The following is a 19,359-nucleotide window of genomic DNA, read 5'->3' as shown; positions in this document are numbered from 1 at the left end:
TGGAAACAGCCAGTCTAATCAGCCTGCTGCGCCAGCGCCAGTTCTTTTGCCATTAAGCGGCGGTCAGCCGATAACCTGCCTGACCGTTTCTTTCGCGCCCAACTTCAGTAACAGCGCGTAGTAATGGCCGACTTTTTCGCGGAACAGCGAATTATCGGGCAGATCCTCGCCAAAAACAGCCCGCAGCGAGAGCAGAGCGGCGACGCGCTCATCGCCTTCCTGACTGTCGTTTACCCGCTGCGCCAGCTCCGCACGCAGCGGATCGTTAATGACGATTGGCTTGCCCTGCTCATCCACGCCGCCAACAAAGCGTATCCAGCCTGCCACGCCCAGCGCCAGCAGCGTAAAATCGCTGCCGTTAGCCAGATGCCAGCGAATACTGTCCAGCCAGCGCTGCGGCAGCTTTTGCGTGCCGTCGGTAGCGATCTGATAAGTGCGGTGCTTAATCGCCCGGTTGCGATAACGCGCGATCAGCGAATCCGCATAGGCTGTCAGATCCACATTTTTAGTGCTCAGCGTGGGCGCCTGCTCATCCAGCATCAGGCTGCGGGCGGCCTTGAGGTAGTAAGGATCGTCCATACAGTCGCTGATATGCTCATAGCCAGCCAGATAGCCGAGGTAGGCCAGCAGCGAATGGCTGCCGTTGAGCATCCGCAGCTTCATCTCCTCAAATGGCAGCACATCCGCCACCAGCTCCGCGCCCGCTTTTTCCCATGCCGGGCGACCATTCACAAAATTATCTTCAATGACCCACTGGAAAAAAGGCTCGCATTCGACGCCCACCGGATCGGCGCAGCCCAGCTTGCGGCTCAGTTCGTCAAAGGCTTCCGGCGTCATGGCGGGCACGATGCGGTCCACCATAGTGGAAGGGAAGGTAAGGTGTTTACGGATATAGTCGGCCAGCGCCGGCTCCTGCTGCTGCGCCAGCTGCGTGATGACGTTGCGCGTTACCCGACCGTTTTCCGGCATATTGTCGCAGGACATCACGCTGAAGGGCGGCAGGCCGAGCGCGCGCCGACGTCTGATGGCCGCCAGCACGATCCCCGGAAAAGAAACAGGCTGCTCAGGATGAGCCAGGTCATGCACAATGGACGGATGCGTCAGGTTTAGCTCGCCGCTGGCAGGCTGGTAGCAGTAGCCTTTTTCCGTGATGGTGGCGGAGACAATCGCCACGTCCGGCTGGCAGAGCGCGGTAATAACGCGCTCGACGCCGTCTTCGCGCGCAAAGAGCGCTTCTTTGACCACGCCAACCACGCGGGTGCGCAGCTCGTCGGCGTTTTTTTCCGTTACGCTGTAGAGACAATCCTGCTCGCGCAGCGCTTTAATCAGATCGCCGCTGTTAAGCTGGCATTCGCAATAGCCCCAGTCGCTTTGCTGCTCGGCGGCCAGCCTGTCGGTACACACGGCCTGATGAGCGCGATGGAAAGCGCCGAAGCCAAAATGCACGATACGCGTACGCAGCGCGCTACGATCGTAACGCGGGAGGAGGGTGCCTTCAGGTAACACATCGACAAGTAACATGATAAATCCTTATCAAATAAAAGGCGCCGCAATGCGCCAGTCAGACGGAAACTCGCGCCGCCGCGTTTTTCGGGCTTTTGATCACCAGCAGTACCAGCACCGCGCCCACGGCGGCAATCACGCCGGCCAGCACGAAAGCGCTGTCGAACTTGCCGGTGTGGTGCACGATATAGCCGGTAACGACAGGGCCGATAATGCCGGAAAGGCTGCCGATCAGGTGGATAAAGCCGCTGATGCTGCCGACGCGGCTTTTATGCACCACATCCTGAATAATCGCCCAGTAGATAGCCCCGGTGATATAGAGGAAAAAGATAGAGACCGACATCAGGATAACGGCCGGATAAACCCCTTTTACCGAGCCGGCGAAAGCGACGCAGATAGCGGCGGCCAGCAGCGACACCACCAGCACAATTTTTCTGGAGAGCAGGAGCTTACCGGTGACCTTAAAGATTTTGTCGGAGATTAAGCCGCCCAGCGCCAGCCCGACGAACCCCACCACCCAGGGGATCACCGTAGTCATACTCATCGATTTGATATCAAGGTTATGCGCCTGCACCAGATAGGCCGGGAACCAGCTCAGGAAGAAAAACAGAATATAGTTGTAGCAGAAGAAGGCAAAGGCGGTCACCAGGATAATCGGCTGGCGCAGATAGTAGCCCAGGCCGTGGGACGCCTGCGCCAGCTCTTCGTCCGGCGTGGTTTGCTCCGCTTTCAGACTGGCAATCAGCTCACGCTCGCGCGCGCTGACAAGGCGGCTTTTTAACGGGTTATCCGCGGCGATAAAGAACCACGCCACCATCCAGACGATACCAATAGAGCAAATAATCATAAACGCCGGCCGCCAGCCGAAGGCCAGCGCCAGATAGCCGATAATCGGGCCGGCTACCGCGCCGCCCAGCGGCGAACCGGCGCTGAGAAAGCCCATCGCGGTCGCGGCCTGTTTTTTAGGAAACCAGCCGTTGATCGCCTTATTCGCCGAGGCGCAGATCGGCCCTTCGGCCATGCCAAACAGCACCCGCAGGATCAGCATCGACCAGAAGCCGGTAGCCAGCGCGGTAAAGCCGCAGAACAGCGACCACAGGCCGACGGCAATCCCCAGCACCAGCGTCGGGCCATATTTATCGGTGGCCAGGCCGCCAACAAAGTTGAAAATCGCATAGCCAAAGAAAAAGCTGCCGAAAATCAAACCGAACTGTTCGGCGTTCAGCAACAGATCTTTTTCAATCATCGGCACGGTCAGAGAGAGCGCCACACGATCGAGATAGTTGATCATGTAGACCAGAAACAGCAGGAGTACGATAGTCCAGCGGAGATGCTTGAACATATAAAATCCTTATTTCTTATGGTTTTAAGTGATTCTCTTGACGACTCAGGGAGCCTGGTAACGGGAGGCTGGCCCTCCCTTACCGACTACCGCCCTGACCGTTAAGCCCGGCGTTCGTTAACTGACTTTAAGGACAACTTTGCAGCAGCTGCGCGGATCTTTTTCAAACAGCGTCATCGCTGCCTCCACCTCGCTCAGCGGCAGATAATGCGTGACCAGCTTTTCTGGCTGGATCAGGCGTTTTTCCATCCACTCGATCACCTGAGGGAAACGGTGGCTATTCAGCCTTGAGGTAAACAGGGAGAGCTCTTTGCTGGTCAGGCTTTGCTGCGTTACGGTGCACGGCTCGCCGGAAAAACCCAGTAGCCCGATACGCGCCGCTGGCGAAGCGAGCGCGACGGCTTCGGCCAGAATAGCGGGATGGCAGGCGGCATCGATAATCAGCGTTGGCTTGACCCCTTCCAGCTGGGCAGCCAGCGGGATCTCGCTGTTATCCAGCACGGTATCCGCGCCGTTTTCTTGCGCCATCGTCAGCCTTTCCGGCAGCCTGTCCGCCACAATGACGTTACGCACGTTGAATACGCCTTTCAGCGCCTGGATAGCGGTTAAGCCCATCGGGCCGGCCCCGAAGATCAGCGCAACATCGTCCGGCACGGGCTTCAGGAAAGCACAGATATTGGCGGCGATGGTAAAAGGCTCGATCAGGCTGGCGAGCTTATCGGGGATCGATGGCGGCACCACGTAAGCGTTGCGCGTCGGTACGACGGCATAGTCGCTAAAACCGCCGTCGCGGTGGACGCCGATCACCTGTAGCTCGCTACAAACGTTGGGGCGACCAACGGAGCAGGGATAGCAGTGGCCGCAGCTGACCACCGGATCGACCGCTACGCGCTCGCCAACGCGCGATGCCTCTACGCCCGGGCCTGCTGCCTCGATCACGCCAAAAAACTCGTGGCCGATCACGCGCGGATAGCGGGCGAAAGGATTGTGGCCGTGCCAGATATGCACGTCTGAACCGCAGATGCTGGCATAGGCTATTTTTACCCGTACTTCGCCAGCGGCTGGCTCCGGTAAGGCGCGCTCCTCAATTACCAGCTCGCCGGGTTTAGCAATAACGACGCTTTTCATTTTATTTTCCTCACCAGTTCCATAAAGTGCCGTCTTCAAGGCGGGCTACCGGCAGGTAGGCAGGCTCATAGGGGTATTTCGCCGCCAGCTTCTCGTCAAACTCAATGCCCAGGCCCGGTTTATCGCCCGGATGCATATAGCCGTCTTCAAAAGTCCAGCTGTGCTGGAACACTTCCATCATCTGTTCGGAATAGCCCATATATTCCTGCACGCCGAAGTTCGGTACCCAAAGGTCAAAATGCAGCGCGGCCGCCATGCAGATTGGCGACAGATCGGACGGGCCGTGCGAACCGGTACGTACCTGATAAAGCGAAGCGAAATCGGCGATGCGGCGCATACCGGTAATGCCGCCCGCATGGGTGATGGTGGTACGGATATAGTCGATCAGCTGCTCTTCTATCAGCTGCTTGCAGTCCCAGATGCTGTTGAAGACTTCGCCTACCGCAATCGGCGTAACGGTGTGCTGGCGGATCAGGCGGAAGCACTCCTGATTTTCGGCAGGCGTAGGATCTTCCATCCAGAACAGGCGGTAATCTTCCACGCTTTTACCAAAGCGGGCGGCCTCAATCGGCGTCAGGCGGTGGTGCATATCATGCAGCAGATGCTCATTAAAACCGAACCTGTCGCGAATGGCGGCAAACAGTTTAGGGGTAAAATCGAGGTATTTTTCCGTAGACCAGAGCTGCTCTTCCGGCCAGTCGCCTTTGGTGGCTGGCTCGTAGGCCAGGCCTTTGCCTTTGGCCATCCCGTAGGTGGTTTTCATGCCCGGCACGCCGCACTGCGCGCGGATAGCCTTAAAGCCCATCTCTTTATGCTTTGCGTAGTCGTCCATGACTTCATCAATGCTGTGGCCGGTGGTGTGACAGTAAACCATCACGCCCTCGCGCGAGGCGCCGCCCAGCAGCTGGTAGACCGGCATATTGGCCGCTTTGCCTTTGATGTCCCACAGTGCCTGATCGACAGCCGAAATGGCGGACATGGTCACCGGGCCGCGACGCCAGTAGGCGCCTTTATAGAAATATTGCCAGATGTCCTCGATCTGATGCGCGTTGCGACCGATCAGCTGCGGGCAAACGTGATCTTTCAGATAGGAGGCCACCGGCAGCTCGCGGCCGTTCAGCGTGGCGTCGCCGATGCCGGTCAGCCCCTGATCCGTGGTGATCTTAACCGTAACGAAGTTCCTGCCGGGGCAGGTAACAAAGACTTCCGCTTTTACAATTTTCATTCTTGTCGTCCTGGTGAAGAGAATGAGGAGAAAATACGTTCTGGCGTACTACCATACAAGTTGCAGGCGACGAAACTCCGATAGCGATCACACTTGTGAAAGCATTGTTATGAGCAGAGAGGCATTTTTGCTGGCGGAAGCCGATGCCGGATCCACCGGAAGCGCGCTTTTCAGCATCCAGACGGAAACGGCGCCGCTATGCGGCAGGAGATAAGATCGGTAACGGCGGAAGAGGGCGCGTGCCGGTTCGCCCTGAACGCTAAGGCTGGCGGTCAGCGTCGGTTTGCCCTGAACGCTAAGGCTGGCGGTCAGCGCCGGTCGCCCTGAACGTTAAGGCTGGCGGTCAGCGCCGGTCGTCCTGAACGCTAAGGCTTGCGGTCAGCGCCGGTCGCCCTGAACGTTCAGGCTGGCGGCCTGCGTGGGACAAGGCTAAAAGCCTGCCTTCGCCTTTATGCATCGCTGTCCAAAACCGGGGCGCAATGGCCCCGGTCGGTCAGGCCAGAAGCTCGCAGGAAGGCGGCAGGCGGCAGGCCAGCGCGGCGGGCAAAATCTCAATACGGAAAGTGGTGCCGCGCAGCGGTTCGCCATCAAGATTAAAGGCCATCTCGTTTGGCGAGGTAATTTCCAGCCACGGCAGCGAAGCGCGAATGATGTTTGGATTTTCATCATCGCCGCCGGTCAGCGAGTTAAACAGCGTCGGCAAAATTTCTTTTGAGGTGACAATGGTCAGCTCCAGCCGGCCGTCGTTGATCAGCGCGGTCGGACAGAGCCGCTGGCCGCCGCCCGCCTGGCGTCCGTTGCCGATACCGATCACCAGCGCGTCGCCCTGCCAGCTAAAGTCCGGGCCGCGCAGTTCGCAGCTGTCCGCCTTAAGCGTATCCATGCGCAACAGGCCGTGGATCAGATAAGAGACGCCGCCCAGCGCTGATTTGAGCTTCTCCGGCGTTTCGGTGGTAATACGCGTGCCGAAGCCGCCGGTCGCCATATTGATAAAGTAGCGATCCTGATTGACCCGCGCCAGATCGACGGAGGTGGCCTTGCCGACGATAGCCAGCCGCAGCGCGTGCTCCATCTCTTCAGGTATGCCCGCACTGGTGGCAAAATCGTTGGCGGTGCCGAGGGGAATAATCCCCAATACCGGACGTAGCGGCGCATCCACGCCCGCCAGCGCGGTAGCGATTTCGTTAATCGTGCCGTCGCCGCCGCCCGCAACCACGGTCGCCGCGTGCAGATCTACCGCCTCTTTGACGAAGCGTTCGCCATCGCCGTGTTCCCAGGTAACGCGGACTTCAATCTGCAGTCCTTCCTCGCGCAGCGACAGAATAGCTTCGCGCAGTTCCTCATTACCTGCACCTTTACCATTAAGGATTACCAGCGTAAGCGATTGTTGGTCCATCTTCTTTTCCTGTCAAAATGGCCTTAGCCAGACGAGCTTCTGTTATAGCACATCCGACCATCGGTGGAAAAAACCGTGGGCTAAAAGAAAGGCCCGCTCGGCGAGCCGGGCGGGCCAGGAGGTGGTTTTAAAAACCGCTATTTAGAATTTTTCATTCGAGGCCCGTGCATCATAACCGGAAACGGCGCGCCGGAATGTGATGGCATTCTAAAAGTCACGTCAGGAAACTTTTAGCACCCTGAACGTTATGCCGATTCAGGAAAATTGCGCATCAGCAGCGCGAAAGCGAGGTCGATCGCTTCCGGCACCGGGATCCAGACAAAGTGGCCGTTGCCCGGCGCGACGCTGGTCGGTTGGCCTTTTTGATTTTCCATCTGCTCCAGGCGGAAATTGACGTTGCCTGCCGGCGTCATCAGCTCCAGGCTGTCGCCCAGGCTGAACTTGTTTTTTACTTCGACCAGCGCCATGTCGCCACGGCGTTCGCCGGTAAACTCGCCGACAAACTGCTGGCGCTCGGAAGCGGAGAAGCTGCGGTCGTAAGTCTGGTAGCTGTCATGCGTGTGGCGGCGTAAAAAGCCTTCCGTATAGCCGCGATGGGCCAGGCCTTCCAGCGTTTCCAGCAGGGAGGCATCAAAGGGTTTGCCTGCGGCGGCGTCATCGATGGCGCGACGATAAACCTGCGCGGTGCGGGCGCAGTAATAATGCGATTTGGTACGGCCTTCAATTTTCAGCGAGTGCACGCCCATCTTCGTCAGCTGCTCCACGTGCGCCACCGCGCGCAGATCTTTGGAGTTCATAATATAGGTGCCGTGCTCATCCTCAAAGGCGGTCATATACTCGCCGGGACGCATGGCTTCCTCAATCATAAAGACTTTGTCGGTTGGCTGGCCCACGCCCAGCGTCGGCTCGACGTTTTTTACCGGAATGGGCTGATACTGGTGCACGATATTGCCGATTTCATCCTCTTTGCCTTCCTGCACCTTATATTCCCAGCGGCAGGCGTTGGTGCAGGTGCCCTGATTCGGGTCGCGCTTGTTGATATAGCCGGAAAGCAGGCAGCGGCCGGAATAGGCCATGCAGAGCGCGCCGTGCACGAAAATTTCCAGTTCCATTTCCGGCACGCGCTCGCGGATTTCGGCGATCTCCTCCAGCGAAAGCTCGCGCGAGAGGATAACGCGCGTCAGCCCCATCTGCTGCCAGAACCTGACCGTGGCCCAGTTGACCGCGTTGGCCTGCACGGAAAGGTGAACGTCCATCTCCGGGAAGGCATCGCGCACCATCATAATTAAACCGGGATCGGACATAATCAGCGCGTCCGGCCCCATCGCCACGACGGGCGTCAGATCGCGGATAAAGGTTTTCAGCTTGGCGTTATGCGGCGCGATATTCACCACGACGTAGAATCGCTTTCCCTGCGCGTGCGCTTCACTGATGCCGATAGCCAGATTTTCGTGGTTGAACTCATTGTTGCGCACGCGCAGGCTGTAGCGAGGCTGACCGGCATAGACGGCGTCCGCGCCATAGGCAAAGGCGTAGCGCATGTTTTTCAGCGAGCCGGCGGGAGAAAGCAGTTCTGGTTTAAACATAGAGGTCTCAATCCTGGCATAAGGCCGTATGACGGCCTTACAAAATGTGCGGGGATTGTAAAAGCTGGCGGCAGGAATGTAAATTGCGCTAGATCAAGCGGCACACGTCCGCTTCCCAGCGGTAGCCCATGCCGTAGACCGCGCGGATAAAGGGCTGATCGGCATCCAGCGCCTCCAGCTTGCGGCGCAGATTCTTGATATGGCTGTCGATGGTGCGGTCGGTCACCACGCGATAGTCGTCATACAGATGGTTCAGCAGCATCTCGCGCGAAAAGACTTTGCCTGGCTCATGCGCCAGCGTTTTCAGCAGGCGAAACTCGGCGGGCGTCAGCTCCAGCGGCGTGCTGTTCCAGCTGGCCTGAAAACGCGCTTCATCCACCACCAGCAGCGACGCTTTTTGCGCCTCTTCCGGCGTACGCTTGCAGCGCTTGAGGATAGTTTTCACCCGCGCGACCACTTCACGCGGGCTGAAAGGCTTGCAGATATAGTCGTCGGCGCCAATCTCCAGCCCCAGCAGCCGGTCGATCTCTTCCGTTCTGGCGGTAACCATAATCACCGGCAGCTCAGAGAAACGGCGCAGCTCGCGGCACAGCGTCAGGCCATCCACGCCCGGCAGCATTAAATCCAGCAGCATCAGATCCGGCGGCGTCTGCTTAACCCATTCCAGCACCTCGTCGCCGCGCAGCAGATGATGCGTGCGGTAATTGGCGGCCTGCAAATAATCGACCAGCAGCTGGCCGAGCTTGGGTTCATCCTCAACCACCAGGATCAGTGGGCTAAGCGGTTCCTGATTCATGACACTCTTCTTTGCAAGCAGGCGCATTACGCCCGGGTTAGTCTTGCGGGTAAGTGTACCGTAATTTTAAGGCCACCGGCAGCAGAGTGATCCGCTTTGATCGCGCCCTCGTGCGCCTCCACGATATTCTGACAGATGGCCAGCCCCAGGCCGGAACCGCCGCTGGCGCGGTTGCGCGAGCTTTCCGCCCGGTAGAAACGCTCAAAAATCTGCTCGCGCTGCTCGTCGGTAATGCCCGGCGCGCTGTCCTCAAAATCGATAATTTGCTGGCCCTGTTCCGCGCGCAGCGTCACCACCAGGCCGCCGCCCGCATCGGTATAGCGCAGGCTGTTTTCCATCAGGTTGGTGAACAGCTGCATCAGGCGATCCGGATCGCCAAACAGCGGTGCGGAATCGGGCAGGCGAAGCTGCAAAGTCAGATGTCGGCTTTGGTAACGTCCCGCAAAATTCGCGGCGACCATTTCCAGCAGCGGCACCAGATCGATATCGCTGCGGCGATAGGCCAGCGCGCCTTCGTCAGAGAGTGAAAGCTGATGCACGTCCTCCACCAGTTTGGTCAGCGTCGCGACTTCACCCTGTAGAGAGACAATCGACTCCGGCGTCAGCTTGCGCACGCCGTCCTGAATGGCCTCCAGCTCGCCACGCAGGATCGCCAGCGGCGTGCGCAGCTCGTGCGAAATATCCGCCATAAAAGCCCGCCGCATACTTTCGTTTTTCTCCAGCGTGCTGGCCAGTCGGTTAAAATCCTGGCCCAGGCGGCCCAGCTCGTCGCGGCTGTCGGCTTTAACGCGCGTGGCGAAATCCCCGGCGGCCAGGTGATGCGTGCCCTCGACCAGCCTTTTCACCGGCGCGAGCAGGCCGCGCGACATCAGCCAGGTCACCAGCGCCGCCAGCAGCATGGTCAGGCCGACAATCATCCAGCTGGTGCGCTTCTGCTGCTGATCGAAGTTAATATCCGCGCTGCGGGTCAGCCTTTCCGGCGGCGAGCCGATCACCCAGCCCACGATATGGCCGCTGCTGGTGGTAATGCTGCGGCGGGTGCCTTCCGGCGGCACCGGCCCGCGCGGCCCCATCATCACGCGATATTGCTGATCGATGATCCAGAACTGCGTGCGCCAGCCGTGCGGCGGCAGCTGATTATTCGCCTCCGGGTTCTGCTCCAGCGAATGCAGGATCTGAAACACCAGCTTGTTGTTATGGCGCAGAAAGTCCCAGTTGCCGTGCTGCTCGTACTGATCGGCCAGCGCGTCGCTCAGCAGCCCCAGCCGCTGCTCGTTGCCTTTTTTGATATAGTCGATAAAGCCGTGCTCAAAGCTGAGGCGCACGCCCCAGTGCATGGTGATCAGCACCAGCATACAGGTGGAAAAAATAGCGATAAACAGCTTGGCGGTGATGCCGATACGTAATTTTGCAAACATTCAGGGCTTTCTCCGACGGCTCAGCACCACGTTTTTGGTGACGTCTGGCGGCACGTGGCGAAACACCAGCGCGGGCAGAACAATCACCGCCGCCATACAGATCCAGGTTGAAATAAAGGCCTGCTGCATCAGCTCAGGCTGCGACTGTTGAGCAGCAAAGGTGCCGAGCAGCAGCCCGGCCAGCGTGACGCCCACGCTCGTCGACAGCTGCATCACCATCGATAGCAGGCTGTTGCCGCTGCTGGCCAGCTCGTCCGGCAAATCCTTCAGCGTTAGCGTGTTCATGGCCGAAAAACGAATGGCGTTAACCATGCCCTGCAGGAACAGCACCAGCGGCAGCAGCGCCTCCCAGCCAAGCAGCGCCGTCACCGGGAACAGCAGCACCACCAGCGCCAGGGCGACGGTAGCGCCGACCAGCACGTTACGGTAGCCGAAACGGTTAACGATCTGCACCACAATGCGCTTCATGCCCATATTGCCCAGCACCATCGGGATCATCATCAGCCCCGCGTGAAAAGGCGTATAGCCCATGCCGACCTGCAGGAAGATCGGCGTCATAAAAGGCAGCATGCCGCTGCCGATCCGCCCGGTAAGGCTGCCCAACAGGCCGACAGAATAAATACGGTTGTCGAACAGCTTCAGGCTGAACAGCGCCTGGTCGTTGGCGCGGGCATAGAGCAGATAGGACAGCAGGGCCAGGACGCCCGTCAGGATAAACAAACAGAGTATCAGCGGAGAAAAACCGGCGCCGCGCGAGCCGTCCAGCGCCAGCGTCAGCGTCGCCATGCCTGCGGCCAGCAGCAGAAAACCGCGAAAGTCAAAGCGGCGGCGCGGCAGGCGCAGATCGGGCAGCAGCAGCAGCGTTGCCGCCGCGCCCGCCAGGCCGACCGGCAGGTTCAGCAGGAAAATCCAGTGCCAGCTGGCGTACTGCACCAGCGCGCCACCCAGAACCGGCCCCAGCAGCGGCCCGATCTGGCCCGGCAGCGTCACAAAGGTCATCGCGGCCATATACTGCGCGCGCGGCACCAGCTTCATCACCGTCAGCCTGCCGACCGGCACCATCATCGCGCCGCCTAATCCTTGCAGCACGCGCGAGGCGATTAGCTGGTCAAGCGTGGAGGAGAGCGCGCAGAACAGCGAACCAACGCTGAACAGCACGATGGCGCTGAAGAAGATATTGCGCACGCCGAAGCGATCGGCCAGCCAGCCGCTGACCGGCAGCATCACCGCGACGGTCAGCACGTAGGAAACCACCACCGAATGCATCTGCAGCGGATCCTGGTGCAGGCTGTGCGCCATCGCGGGCAGCGCGGTGTTGACGATAGTGGTGTCCAGCGACTGCATAAAGAAGCCGAACGCCACAATCCACAGCTGCCAGCGCACGCCGGCCGGAAGCGTCTCCATCAGCCGGTCGCGCCTGCGCGCCTGCGCGCGGCCGGTTTTCTGCGCAGCTTATCCATATAGAGATAAACCACCGGCGTGGTGTAGAGCGTCAGCAGCTGGCTCATCACCAGGCCGCCGACGATGGTGATCCCCAGCGGCTGGCGCAGCTCCGCGCCGTCGCCCGTGGTCAGCACCAGCGGCAGCGCGCCCAACAGCGCCGCCAGCGTGGTCATCATAATAGGGCGGAAGCGCAGCAGGCTGGCCTGGAAGATTGCCTCGCGCGCGCTCAGATTACCGTTGCGCTGCGCATCCAGCGCGAAGTCGACCATCATGATAGCGTTCTTTTTCACGATGCCGATCAGCAGCAGAATGCCGATCAGCGCAATCAGGCTGAAGGGCGCGCCAAACAGCTCCAGCGCCAGCAGCGCGCCCACGCCCGCAGAGGGCAGGGTGGAGAGGATAGTCAGCGGATGCACATAGCTCTCGTAAAGAATGCCCAGCACGATATAAACGGTGGCGATGGCGGCCAGGATCAGCCACAGCTGGCTGCTTTGCGTCTCCTGAAAGATCTGCGCCGTGCCGGCAAAGCTGCCGCGCACGCTGGACGGTACGCCCAGCGCGGTCATGCTGCGCTCGATAGCCTCGGACGCCTGAGAAAGCGAGACGCCTTCCGGCAGGTTAAACGACACCGTCGAAGCGGCGGAAAGCCCCTCATGGTTCACCGACAGCGGCGCGTTGGCGGGCTGCCACTTCGCAAAGCCGGAAAGCGGAATCGCCTTGCCGTCGTTGTTGATCACGTACATCAGATCCAGCGAGCTGACGTCCTGGGTATAGCGCGGGTCGACCTCCATCACCACCTTATACTGATTCAGCGGCTGGTAAATGGTGGAGATCTGCCGCTGGCCGAAGGCGTTATTCAGCAGGCTGTTGGCGTCGGCGACGTTGATGCCCAGCTGCGCCATGCGGGTGCGATCGTAAACCAGCGCCATCTCGGCGCCTTTGTCCTGCTGATCGGAGTTAACGTCCGCCAGCTCGGGCAGCTTAGAAAACGCCTGACGAATTTTCGGCTCCCAGCTGCGCAAATCGTCCAGATCGTCCGACAGCAGCGTGTACTGATAGCCCGCGTTCGACTCGCGCCCGCCCACTCTTAAATCCTGTACCGCCATTAAAAACAGGCTCGCGCCCGGTTCTTTCGCCAGCTTGCCGCGTAGCCGGGCGATCACCGCCTGGGCGCTGTCGCTGCGTTCGCTGAGCGGTTTAAGCGAAATAAACATTGAGCCGCTGTTGGTGCGCGAGCCGCCGGTAAAGCCGACCACGCTTTCCACCGCCGGATCGTCACGGACGATTTTCATAAAATCTTCCAGCTTGCCGCGCATCGACTGGAAAGAGATGCTCTGATCCGCCTGGATAAAGCCCATCAGCCGCCCGGTATCCTGCTCTGGCATAAAGGTTTTCGGCACCACGACGTACAGGTACATGGTCAGGCCGATGGTGGCGATAAACACCAGCAGCGTCCAGCGCGAATGGTTCAGCACCCAGTTCAGCGAGCGGCCGTAGCCCTGCTGAATGCCCGTCAGCACGCGGCCGAAACCGCGCAGGCGCGGCTGCTCGCGGCGGGGATGCGCTTTCAGCAGGCGGCCGCACATCATCGGCGTCAGCGTCACCGAGATCAGCAGCGAAATGATAATGGAGACGGAGAGCGTCACGGCGAACTCGCGGAAAAAGCGGCCAATCAGCCCGCCGAGCATCAGCAACGGCAGGAACACCGCCACCAGCGACAGGCTCATCGACAGCACGGTAAAGCCGACCTCGCGCGTTCCCTGCAGCGCGGCCTGAATCGGCTTCATGCCCGCCTCCACGTGGCGGGAAATATTTTCCAGCACCACGATGGCGTCATCCACCACAAACCCCGTCGCCACCGTCAGCGCCATCAGCGACAGGTTGTTGAGGCTGAAGCCGCAGAGATACATGGCGGCAAAGGTGCCGATCAGCGATACCGGCACGGCAACGGCAGGGATCAGCGTGGCGCGGCCCGAACGCAAGAAGGCGAACACCACCAGGATTACCAGCCCGACGGAAATAACCAGCGACTGTTCCACTTCGGCCAGCGACGCGCGGATAGTTGGTGAGCGATCCTGCGCGACATCCAGCTGAATGGAGGCGGGAATGCTGTTGCGCAGCTCCGGCACCGCCGCGCGAATACGATCGACGGTATCGATAATATTGGCTTCGGGCAGCTTGCGGATCAGCAGCAAAATCGCCGGTTTAGCGTTGGCCATCCCGGCGTTGCGCACGTCCTGCACCGAGTCGGTGACGTTGGCGACATCCTGGAGCCGCACCGCCGCGCCGTTGCTGTAGTGCACGATCAGCGGCTGATACTCCGCCGCCGTTTTCAGCTCGTCGTTGGTTTTGATCTGCCAGCGTTGATGGCTGTCTTCAATCGCGCCCTGCGGCCTGCGCTGGTTGGCGTTGCTGATAGCCGTGCGCACCGCGTCCAGCGACACGCCCTGGTTAAACAGCGCCTGCGGATTCAGATCCACGCGCACCGCTGGCAGCGAGCTGCCGCCTACGGAGACGTCGCCCACGCCCTCGATCTGCGCCAGCTTCTGCGCCAGCTGGGTAGAGGCGTAGTCGTACAGATCGCCCTGCGACCAGGCATCCGACGTCAGCGTCATAATCATAATCGGCGCGTCGGAAGGGTTGATTTTGCGCCAGGTCGGCCGGCTCGGCATCCCCGTCGGCAGCAGGCTTTGCGCCGCGTTGATCGCGCCCTGCACGTCGCGCGCCGCGCCGTTGATATCGCGATCGTAATCAAAAACCAGAATGATGCGCGTGCTGCCCAGCGAGCTGGTGGAGGTCATCTCGCTGACGCCCGCGATGCGGCCCAGCGACCGCTCCAGCGGCGTGGCCACTGACGAAGCCATCGTCTCCGGCGATGCGCCGGGCAGCGAAGCGGAGATTAAAATCACCGGGAAATCGACCTGCGGCAGCGGCGCGACCGGCAGCAGGCGAAAGCTCAGCGCGCCCGCCAGCGCGATGGCGATGGTCAGAAGAATAGTGGCGACCGGACGGTGAATAAACAGCGCAAAAAATTTCACTGCGCCTCCTCCGACGGCAGACGACGACGGGCGGCCTGCGCCAGGCGATCGAACAGCAGATAGATGACCGGCGTGGTGAACAGCGTCAGCACCTGGCTGACGATCAGGCCGCCCACCATCGCCACGCCCAGCGGATGCCGCAGCTCGGCGCCGACGCCGGTGCTCAGCATCAGCGGCAGCGCGCCCAGCAGCGCCGCCAGCGTGGTCATCAGGATCGGCCGGAAGCGCAGCAGGCAGGCCTGATAGATCGCGTCATAAGGCGTCATGCCCTGTTCGCGCTCCGCCGCCAGCGCGAAGTCAATCATCATAATGGCGTTTTTCTTCACGATGCCGATCAGCAGAATGATGCCGATAATGGCGATCACATCCAGCTCGTTGCCGCTGAGCATCAGCGCCAGCAGCGCGCCGACGCCCGCCGTCGGCAGCGTGGAAAGAATGGTGATCGGATGGATAAAACTTTCATACAGCACGCCCAGCACGATATACATCGCCACCACGGCGGCCACGATCAGCCAGACGGTGCTGGAGAGCGCCGCCTGAAACGCCAGCGTGCTGCCCTGGAACTTCGTGACGATCTCGGCGGGCATTGCCATCGTCTGTTCAGCCTGAGTAATGGCGTTCACCGCCTCCTCCAGCGAATAGCCGTCGCGGACGTTAAACGAGAAGGTGGTGGAAGGGAACTGATCCAGATGATTGATGCTTAACGCGCCGTGACGCTGCTCCACGCTGGCAATAGCGCTGAGCGGCACGCTGCCGCCGTCGGTGCTGGTCAGGCGAATCGATTCCAGCGCGGCCAGGCCCGGCGTGGCGGAAATATCGTTTTCCAACACCACGCGATACTGGCTGGCCTGGGTATAGATAGTGGAGATCAGCCGCTGACCAAAGGCGTTATAGAGCGCGTTGTCGACGTCCGCCATGCTGATGCCAAGACGGCTGGCGTTATCGCGATCCACCTTGATATAGGCTTCCAGCCCGCGATCCTGCCAGTCGCTGCTGACATCCTTTAGCTGTGGCAGCTGGTTCAGCGCCTCGGTGAGCTTCGGCACCCACAGGCTCAGCGAATCCAGCGAGCCGGTTTGCAGCGTAAACTGATACTGCGTGCGGCTGAGCTGGGTATCGATGGTGAGATCCTGCACCGGCTGAAGATAAAGATTAATGCCGGGCAGGGCGGCGACCGCCTGCTGTAAACGGGCAATCACCGCCGGAATGCGATCCTCACGCTCGTCCAGCGGCTTAAGGTTGATTTGCAGCCGTCCGCTGTTCAGCGCCGGATTGGTGCCGTCCACGCCGACAAACGAGGTCAGGCTCTGTACCGCCGGATCTTTCATAATAATCGACGCGACCTGCTGCTGGCGCTGCGCCATGCTGGCCCAGGAAACCGACTGCGGCGCCTGCACCGTGCCCTGAATAATGCCGTTATCCTGCAAGGGGAAAAAGCCTTTCGGGATAGCTATCCACAGCAGCACGGTGATGGCCAGCGTGCCGAGCGCCACGCCAAGCGTCAGCCACTGGTGATCCAGCACGCGCTTGAGAAAGCGGCCATAGGCGGCAATGACGCGATCGAACATCGCCTCGCTGGCGCGCGAAAAGCGGTTCTGCTTGCGCAAGGATTCCACGCTGAGCATCCGCGCGCACATCATCGGCGTCAGCGTCAGCGATACCACGGCGGAAATCAGGATCGACACCGCCAGCGTAACGGCAAACTCGCGGAACAGCCTGCCGACGATATCGCCCATAAACAGCAGTGGGATCAGCACCGCTATCAGCGAGAAGGTCAGCGAGATAATGGTAAAGCCGATCTCGCCCGCGCCCTTCAGCGCTGCGTCCAGCGGCTTTTCGCCTTTTTCGATATAGCGGGAGATATTTTCAATTACCACGATAGCGTCATCGACCACAAAGCCGGTGGCGATGGTCAACGCCATCAGCGTCAGGTTATTGACGGAGAAGCCAAGGAAGTAGATCACGGCAAAGGTGCCGACCAGCGACAGCGGCACCGCGACCGCCGGAATAATCGTCGCCGGCACGTTGCGCAGAAACAGATAGATGATCATCACCACCAGCGCGATTGCCAGCATCAGCTCGAACTGCACGTCGTTGACCGAGGCGCGAATATTGGTGGTGCGGTCGGTCAGCACTTTGACCTCGACCGACTTCGGCAGCGAAGCGGTCAGCGCGGGCAGCATCTGGCGAATGCTGTCGGCGGTGGTGATAATGTTTGCGCCCGGCTGCCGCTGAATATTAAGCACGATAGCCTGCTGGCGGTTAGCCCAGGCGCCCAGCCAGCTGTTTTCCGCTCCCTGTTCCACGGTAGCGACGTCGCGCAGGCGCACCGGCGCACCGTTCTGCCAGCTGATAATCAGCTGCCGATAATCTTCCGCCGACTTCATCTGATCGTTGGCGGAAAGCGTAATCGAGCGCTCCGGGCCGTCCAGGCTGCCTTTAGCCGAATTAACGTTGGCGCTGCTGATGGCGGTGCGCACCGTTTCGCTGGTTAAGCCCAGCGAGGCCAGCGCCTGCGCGTTGAGCTTCACCCGCACCGCTGGCCGCTGGCCGCCCGCGAGCGTCACCAGACCCACGCCGGAAACCTGCGAAATCTTCTGCGCCACGCGCGTCTCCACCATATCCTGCACCTGGGTCATCGGCATACTGGTGGTGGTTACGGCCAGCGTCATGATCGGCGGATCGGCGGGGTTCACCTTGCTGTAAACCGGCGGGTTTGGCAGATCGGACGGCAGCAGATTGGTCGCGGCGTTGATGGCGGCCTGCACCTCCTGCTCGGCCACGTCCAGCGGCAGCGTTAGCTGAAACTGTAGCGTCACGACCGACGCGCCGCCGGAACTCTGCGAAGCCATCTGCTTTAAGCCCGACATCTGGCCGAACTGACGCTCCAGCGGCGCGGTAACGGCCGAGGTCATCACGTCCGGGCTGGCGCCGGGATAGAGCGTCACCACCTGAATGGTGGGGTAGTCGACCTCCGGCAGCGCCGAAACGGGCAGCGAGCGGTAGCCCAGAATACCGGCCAGCAGGATAGCGACCATCAGCAGCGTGGTCGCCACCGGACGCATAATAAACTGGCGGGAAGGGCCGCCGCCGGGGTTGGAAGGCATCACCTGCATTACTGGCGCGCTCCCTTAGCGGGCGGCGTGCCGGTGCCCGGCAGCGGCGTGGCCTGCGGCGCGACCACTTCTACCGTGGCGCCTTCCGTCAGGCGATCGATACCGTCGGTCACCACTTTTTCGCCTTCATCCAGTCCGGCATCCACAATCGCTTTTTCGCTGTCCTGCACGCTGACGGTGATAGTCTTTTTACTGACCTTGCCGTCGCTGTTAACCACCCAGACAAAATGCCCCTCATTGCCCATTTGCAGCGCCGCTACCGGGATAAGAATGGCGTCGTGCAGCGTGTTGACCTGCAAACGCGCGTTGACAAACTGATTAGGAAACAGGCGGTCGTCCTGATTAGTGAACTGCGCTTTGACTTTAATCGTACCGGTCGTGACGTCGATCTGATTATCCATGCTCAGCAGCGAACCGGTCGCCAGCAGCGTTTTGTTGCTGCGGTCCCAGGCTTCTACCGGCACCGGCTGCCCGGCTTTTTGCGCGTTCAGCAGGGTTTCGATCTGGTTTTCAGGCAGGCTGAACACCAGCTCGACAGGATGCGTTTGGGTGATCACCACGATGCCGTTGGTATCGCCGCTGCTGATATAGTTGCCAATATCTACCTGACGCAGCCCGACGCGGCCGGAAATGGGCGAGGTGATGCGGCTGTAGGTCAGGTTCAGCTGCGCGCTGGCAACGCTGCCCTCGTCCGCTTTGATCGTGCCCAGGGTTTCACTGACCAGCGCGCGCTGCGTATCCAGCTCCTGCTGCGAAACCAGGTTGGTTTTCACCAGCTTCTCCAGCCGCGCCAGATCGCGACGCGCGTTGGCAAGCGTCGCCTGATCTCTTGCCAGCTGGCCCTGCGCCTGCGTCAGCGCGACCTGGAAGGGGCGAGGATCGATTTCCGCCAGCAGCTGGCCCGCTTTAACTTCCTGGCCTTCGGTAAAGTGAAGCGCCATCAGATCGCCATCGACGCGGCTGCGCAGCGTAACGGTATTGGCGGCGGCCACGGTGCCCAGCCCGGTCAGGTATTGCGGCACGCTCTGACGCGCGGCGGCGGCGGCCTGCACCGGCGCCAGCGGGCCGCCTGCGGCTTTACGACCGCCGCCGGAAGCGTGCGGGCGTTCGGCTGTTTTTTGCGGCTCGCCGTGGCTGTGCCACCAGTAAAGTCCGCCCGCTGCGATAGCCGCGAGCACCACAAGTATGATTTTAAAACGGCGCCGGGTGTTCATCCTGTTATCAGCTCTCCAAAGGCAAAAGTTAGCGTCGGTAAAGCAATCTCGCCGGTCGAAAAGCCTGGCTGTTTTTCGGGGCCGGCCGAGACTGAAGACGCTTAATATTTCAATTTTAACGGATTTATCGATTATAAAAATGAAGGAATTAAGA

At 60.3% G+C, this 19,359-nt stretch carries 12 protein-coding genes; all 12 read right to left on the bottom strand.

Going from position 1 to position 19,359, the window contains the following annotated elements:
- Nucleotides 1-63 precede the first annotated feature (63 nt).
- On the bottom strand, nucleotides 64-1,521 hold the full coding sequence (locus ACA373_RS07740) for a mannitol dehydrogenase family protein (protein WP_370734296.1): 1,458 nt from the start codon (nucleotides 1,519-1,521) through the stop codon (nucleotides 64-66).
- Between the two features lie 40 nt (nucleotides 1,522-1,561).
- A complete protein-coding gene (locus tag ACA373_RS07735; protein WP_253460011.1) occupies nucleotides 1,562-2,845 on the bottom strand; it encodes an MFS transporter in 1,284 nt (427 codons plus the stop codon).
- Between the two features lie 117 nt (nucleotides 2,846-2,962).
- Entirely contained in the window at nucleotides 2,963-3,973 is a 1,011-nt protein-coding gene (locus tag ACA373_RS07730; protein ID WP_370734295.1) for a Zn-dependent oxidoreductase, read from the bottom strand.
- A 10-nt stretch (nucleotides 3,974-3,983) separates the two neighbouring features.
- A complete protein-coding gene (manD, locus tag ACA373_RS07725; protein WP_301251126.1) occupies nucleotides 3,984-5,198 on the bottom strand; it encodes a D-mannonate dehydratase ManD in 1,215 nt (404 codons plus the stop codon).
- A gap of 493 nt (nucleotides 5,199-5,691) precedes the next feature.
- Entirely contained in the window at nucleotides 5,692-6,594 is a 903-nt protein-coding gene (gene yegS, locus ACA373_RS07720; RefSeq protein ID WP_301251123.1) for a lipid kinase YegS, read from the bottom strand.
- 245 nt (nucleotides 6,595-6,839) lie between these two features.
- Nucleotides 6,840-8,180 (bottom strand): tRNA 5-hydroxyuridine modification protein YegQ, encoded by a 1,341-nt coding sequence (gene yegQ, locus ACA373_RS07715; protein ID WP_253460020.1) that lies wholly within the window; start codon nucleotides 8,178-8,180, stop codon nucleotides 6,840-6,842.
- Nucleotides 8,181-8,268: 88 nt separating this feature from the next.
- Nucleotides 8,269-8,976 (bottom strand): two-component system response regulator BaeR, encoded by a 708-nt coding sequence (baeR, locus tag ACA373_RS07710; RefSeq protein ID WP_301251121.1) that lies wholly within the window; start codon nucleotides 8,974-8,976, stop codon nucleotides 8,269-8,271.
- A gap of 26 nt (nucleotides 8,977-9,002) precedes the next feature.
- Nucleotides 9,003-10,394: a two-component system sensor histidine kinase BaeS gene (baeS, locus tag ACA373_RS07705; protein WP_253460024.1), complete on the bottom strand. Its 1,392-nt coding sequence runs from the start codon at nucleotides 10,392-10,394 to the stop codon at nucleotides 9,003-9,005.
- Nucleotides 10,395-11,798: a multidrug transporter subunit MdtD gene (gene mdtD / locus ACA373_RS07700; protein WP_370734294.1), complete on the bottom strand. Its 1,404-nt coding sequence runs from the start codon at nucleotides 11,796-11,798 to the stop codon at nucleotides 10,395-10,397. It abuts the gene before it with no gap.
- Nucleotides 11,798-14,875, bottom strand: a complete 3,078-nt coding sequence (mdtC, locus tag ACA373_RS07695) for a multidrug efflux RND transporter permease subunit MdtC (RefSeq protein WP_253460028.1) — start codon at nucleotides 14,873-14,875, stop codon at nucleotides 11,798-11,800. The genes mdtD and mdtC overlap by 1 nt, the downstream gene beginning before the upstream one ends.
- A complete protein-coding gene (locus ACA373_RS07690; RefSeq protein ID WP_370734293.1) occupies nucleotides 14,872-17,991 on the bottom strand; it encodes an MdtB/MuxB family multidrug efflux RND transporter permease subunit in 3,120 nt (1,039 codons plus the stop codon). The genes mdtC and ACA373_RS07690 overlap by 4 nt, the downstream gene beginning before the upstream one ends.
- Complete coding sequence (locus tag ACA373_RS07685; protein WP_370734292.1) at nucleotides 17,991-19,205, bottom strand: MdtA/MuxA family multidrug efflux RND transporter periplasmic adaptor subunit; 1,215 nt, start codon at nucleotides 19,203-19,205, stop codon at nucleotides 17,991-17,993. Before ACA373_RS07685 ends, ACA373_RS07690 begins: the two co-directional genes overlap by 1 nt.
- Nucleotides 19,206-19,359 lie beyond the last annotated feature (154 nt).

Origin of the sequence: Erwinia sp. STN24 (genome assembly GCF_041320675.1) — a bacterium.
GTDB lineage: Bacteria > Pseudomonadota > Gammaproteobacteria > Enterobacterales > Enterobacteriaceae > Erwinia > Erwinia aeris.
Note: the sequence above shows the minus strand (reverse complement) of the source record. Positions and strands in the feature narration are given on the sequence as shown.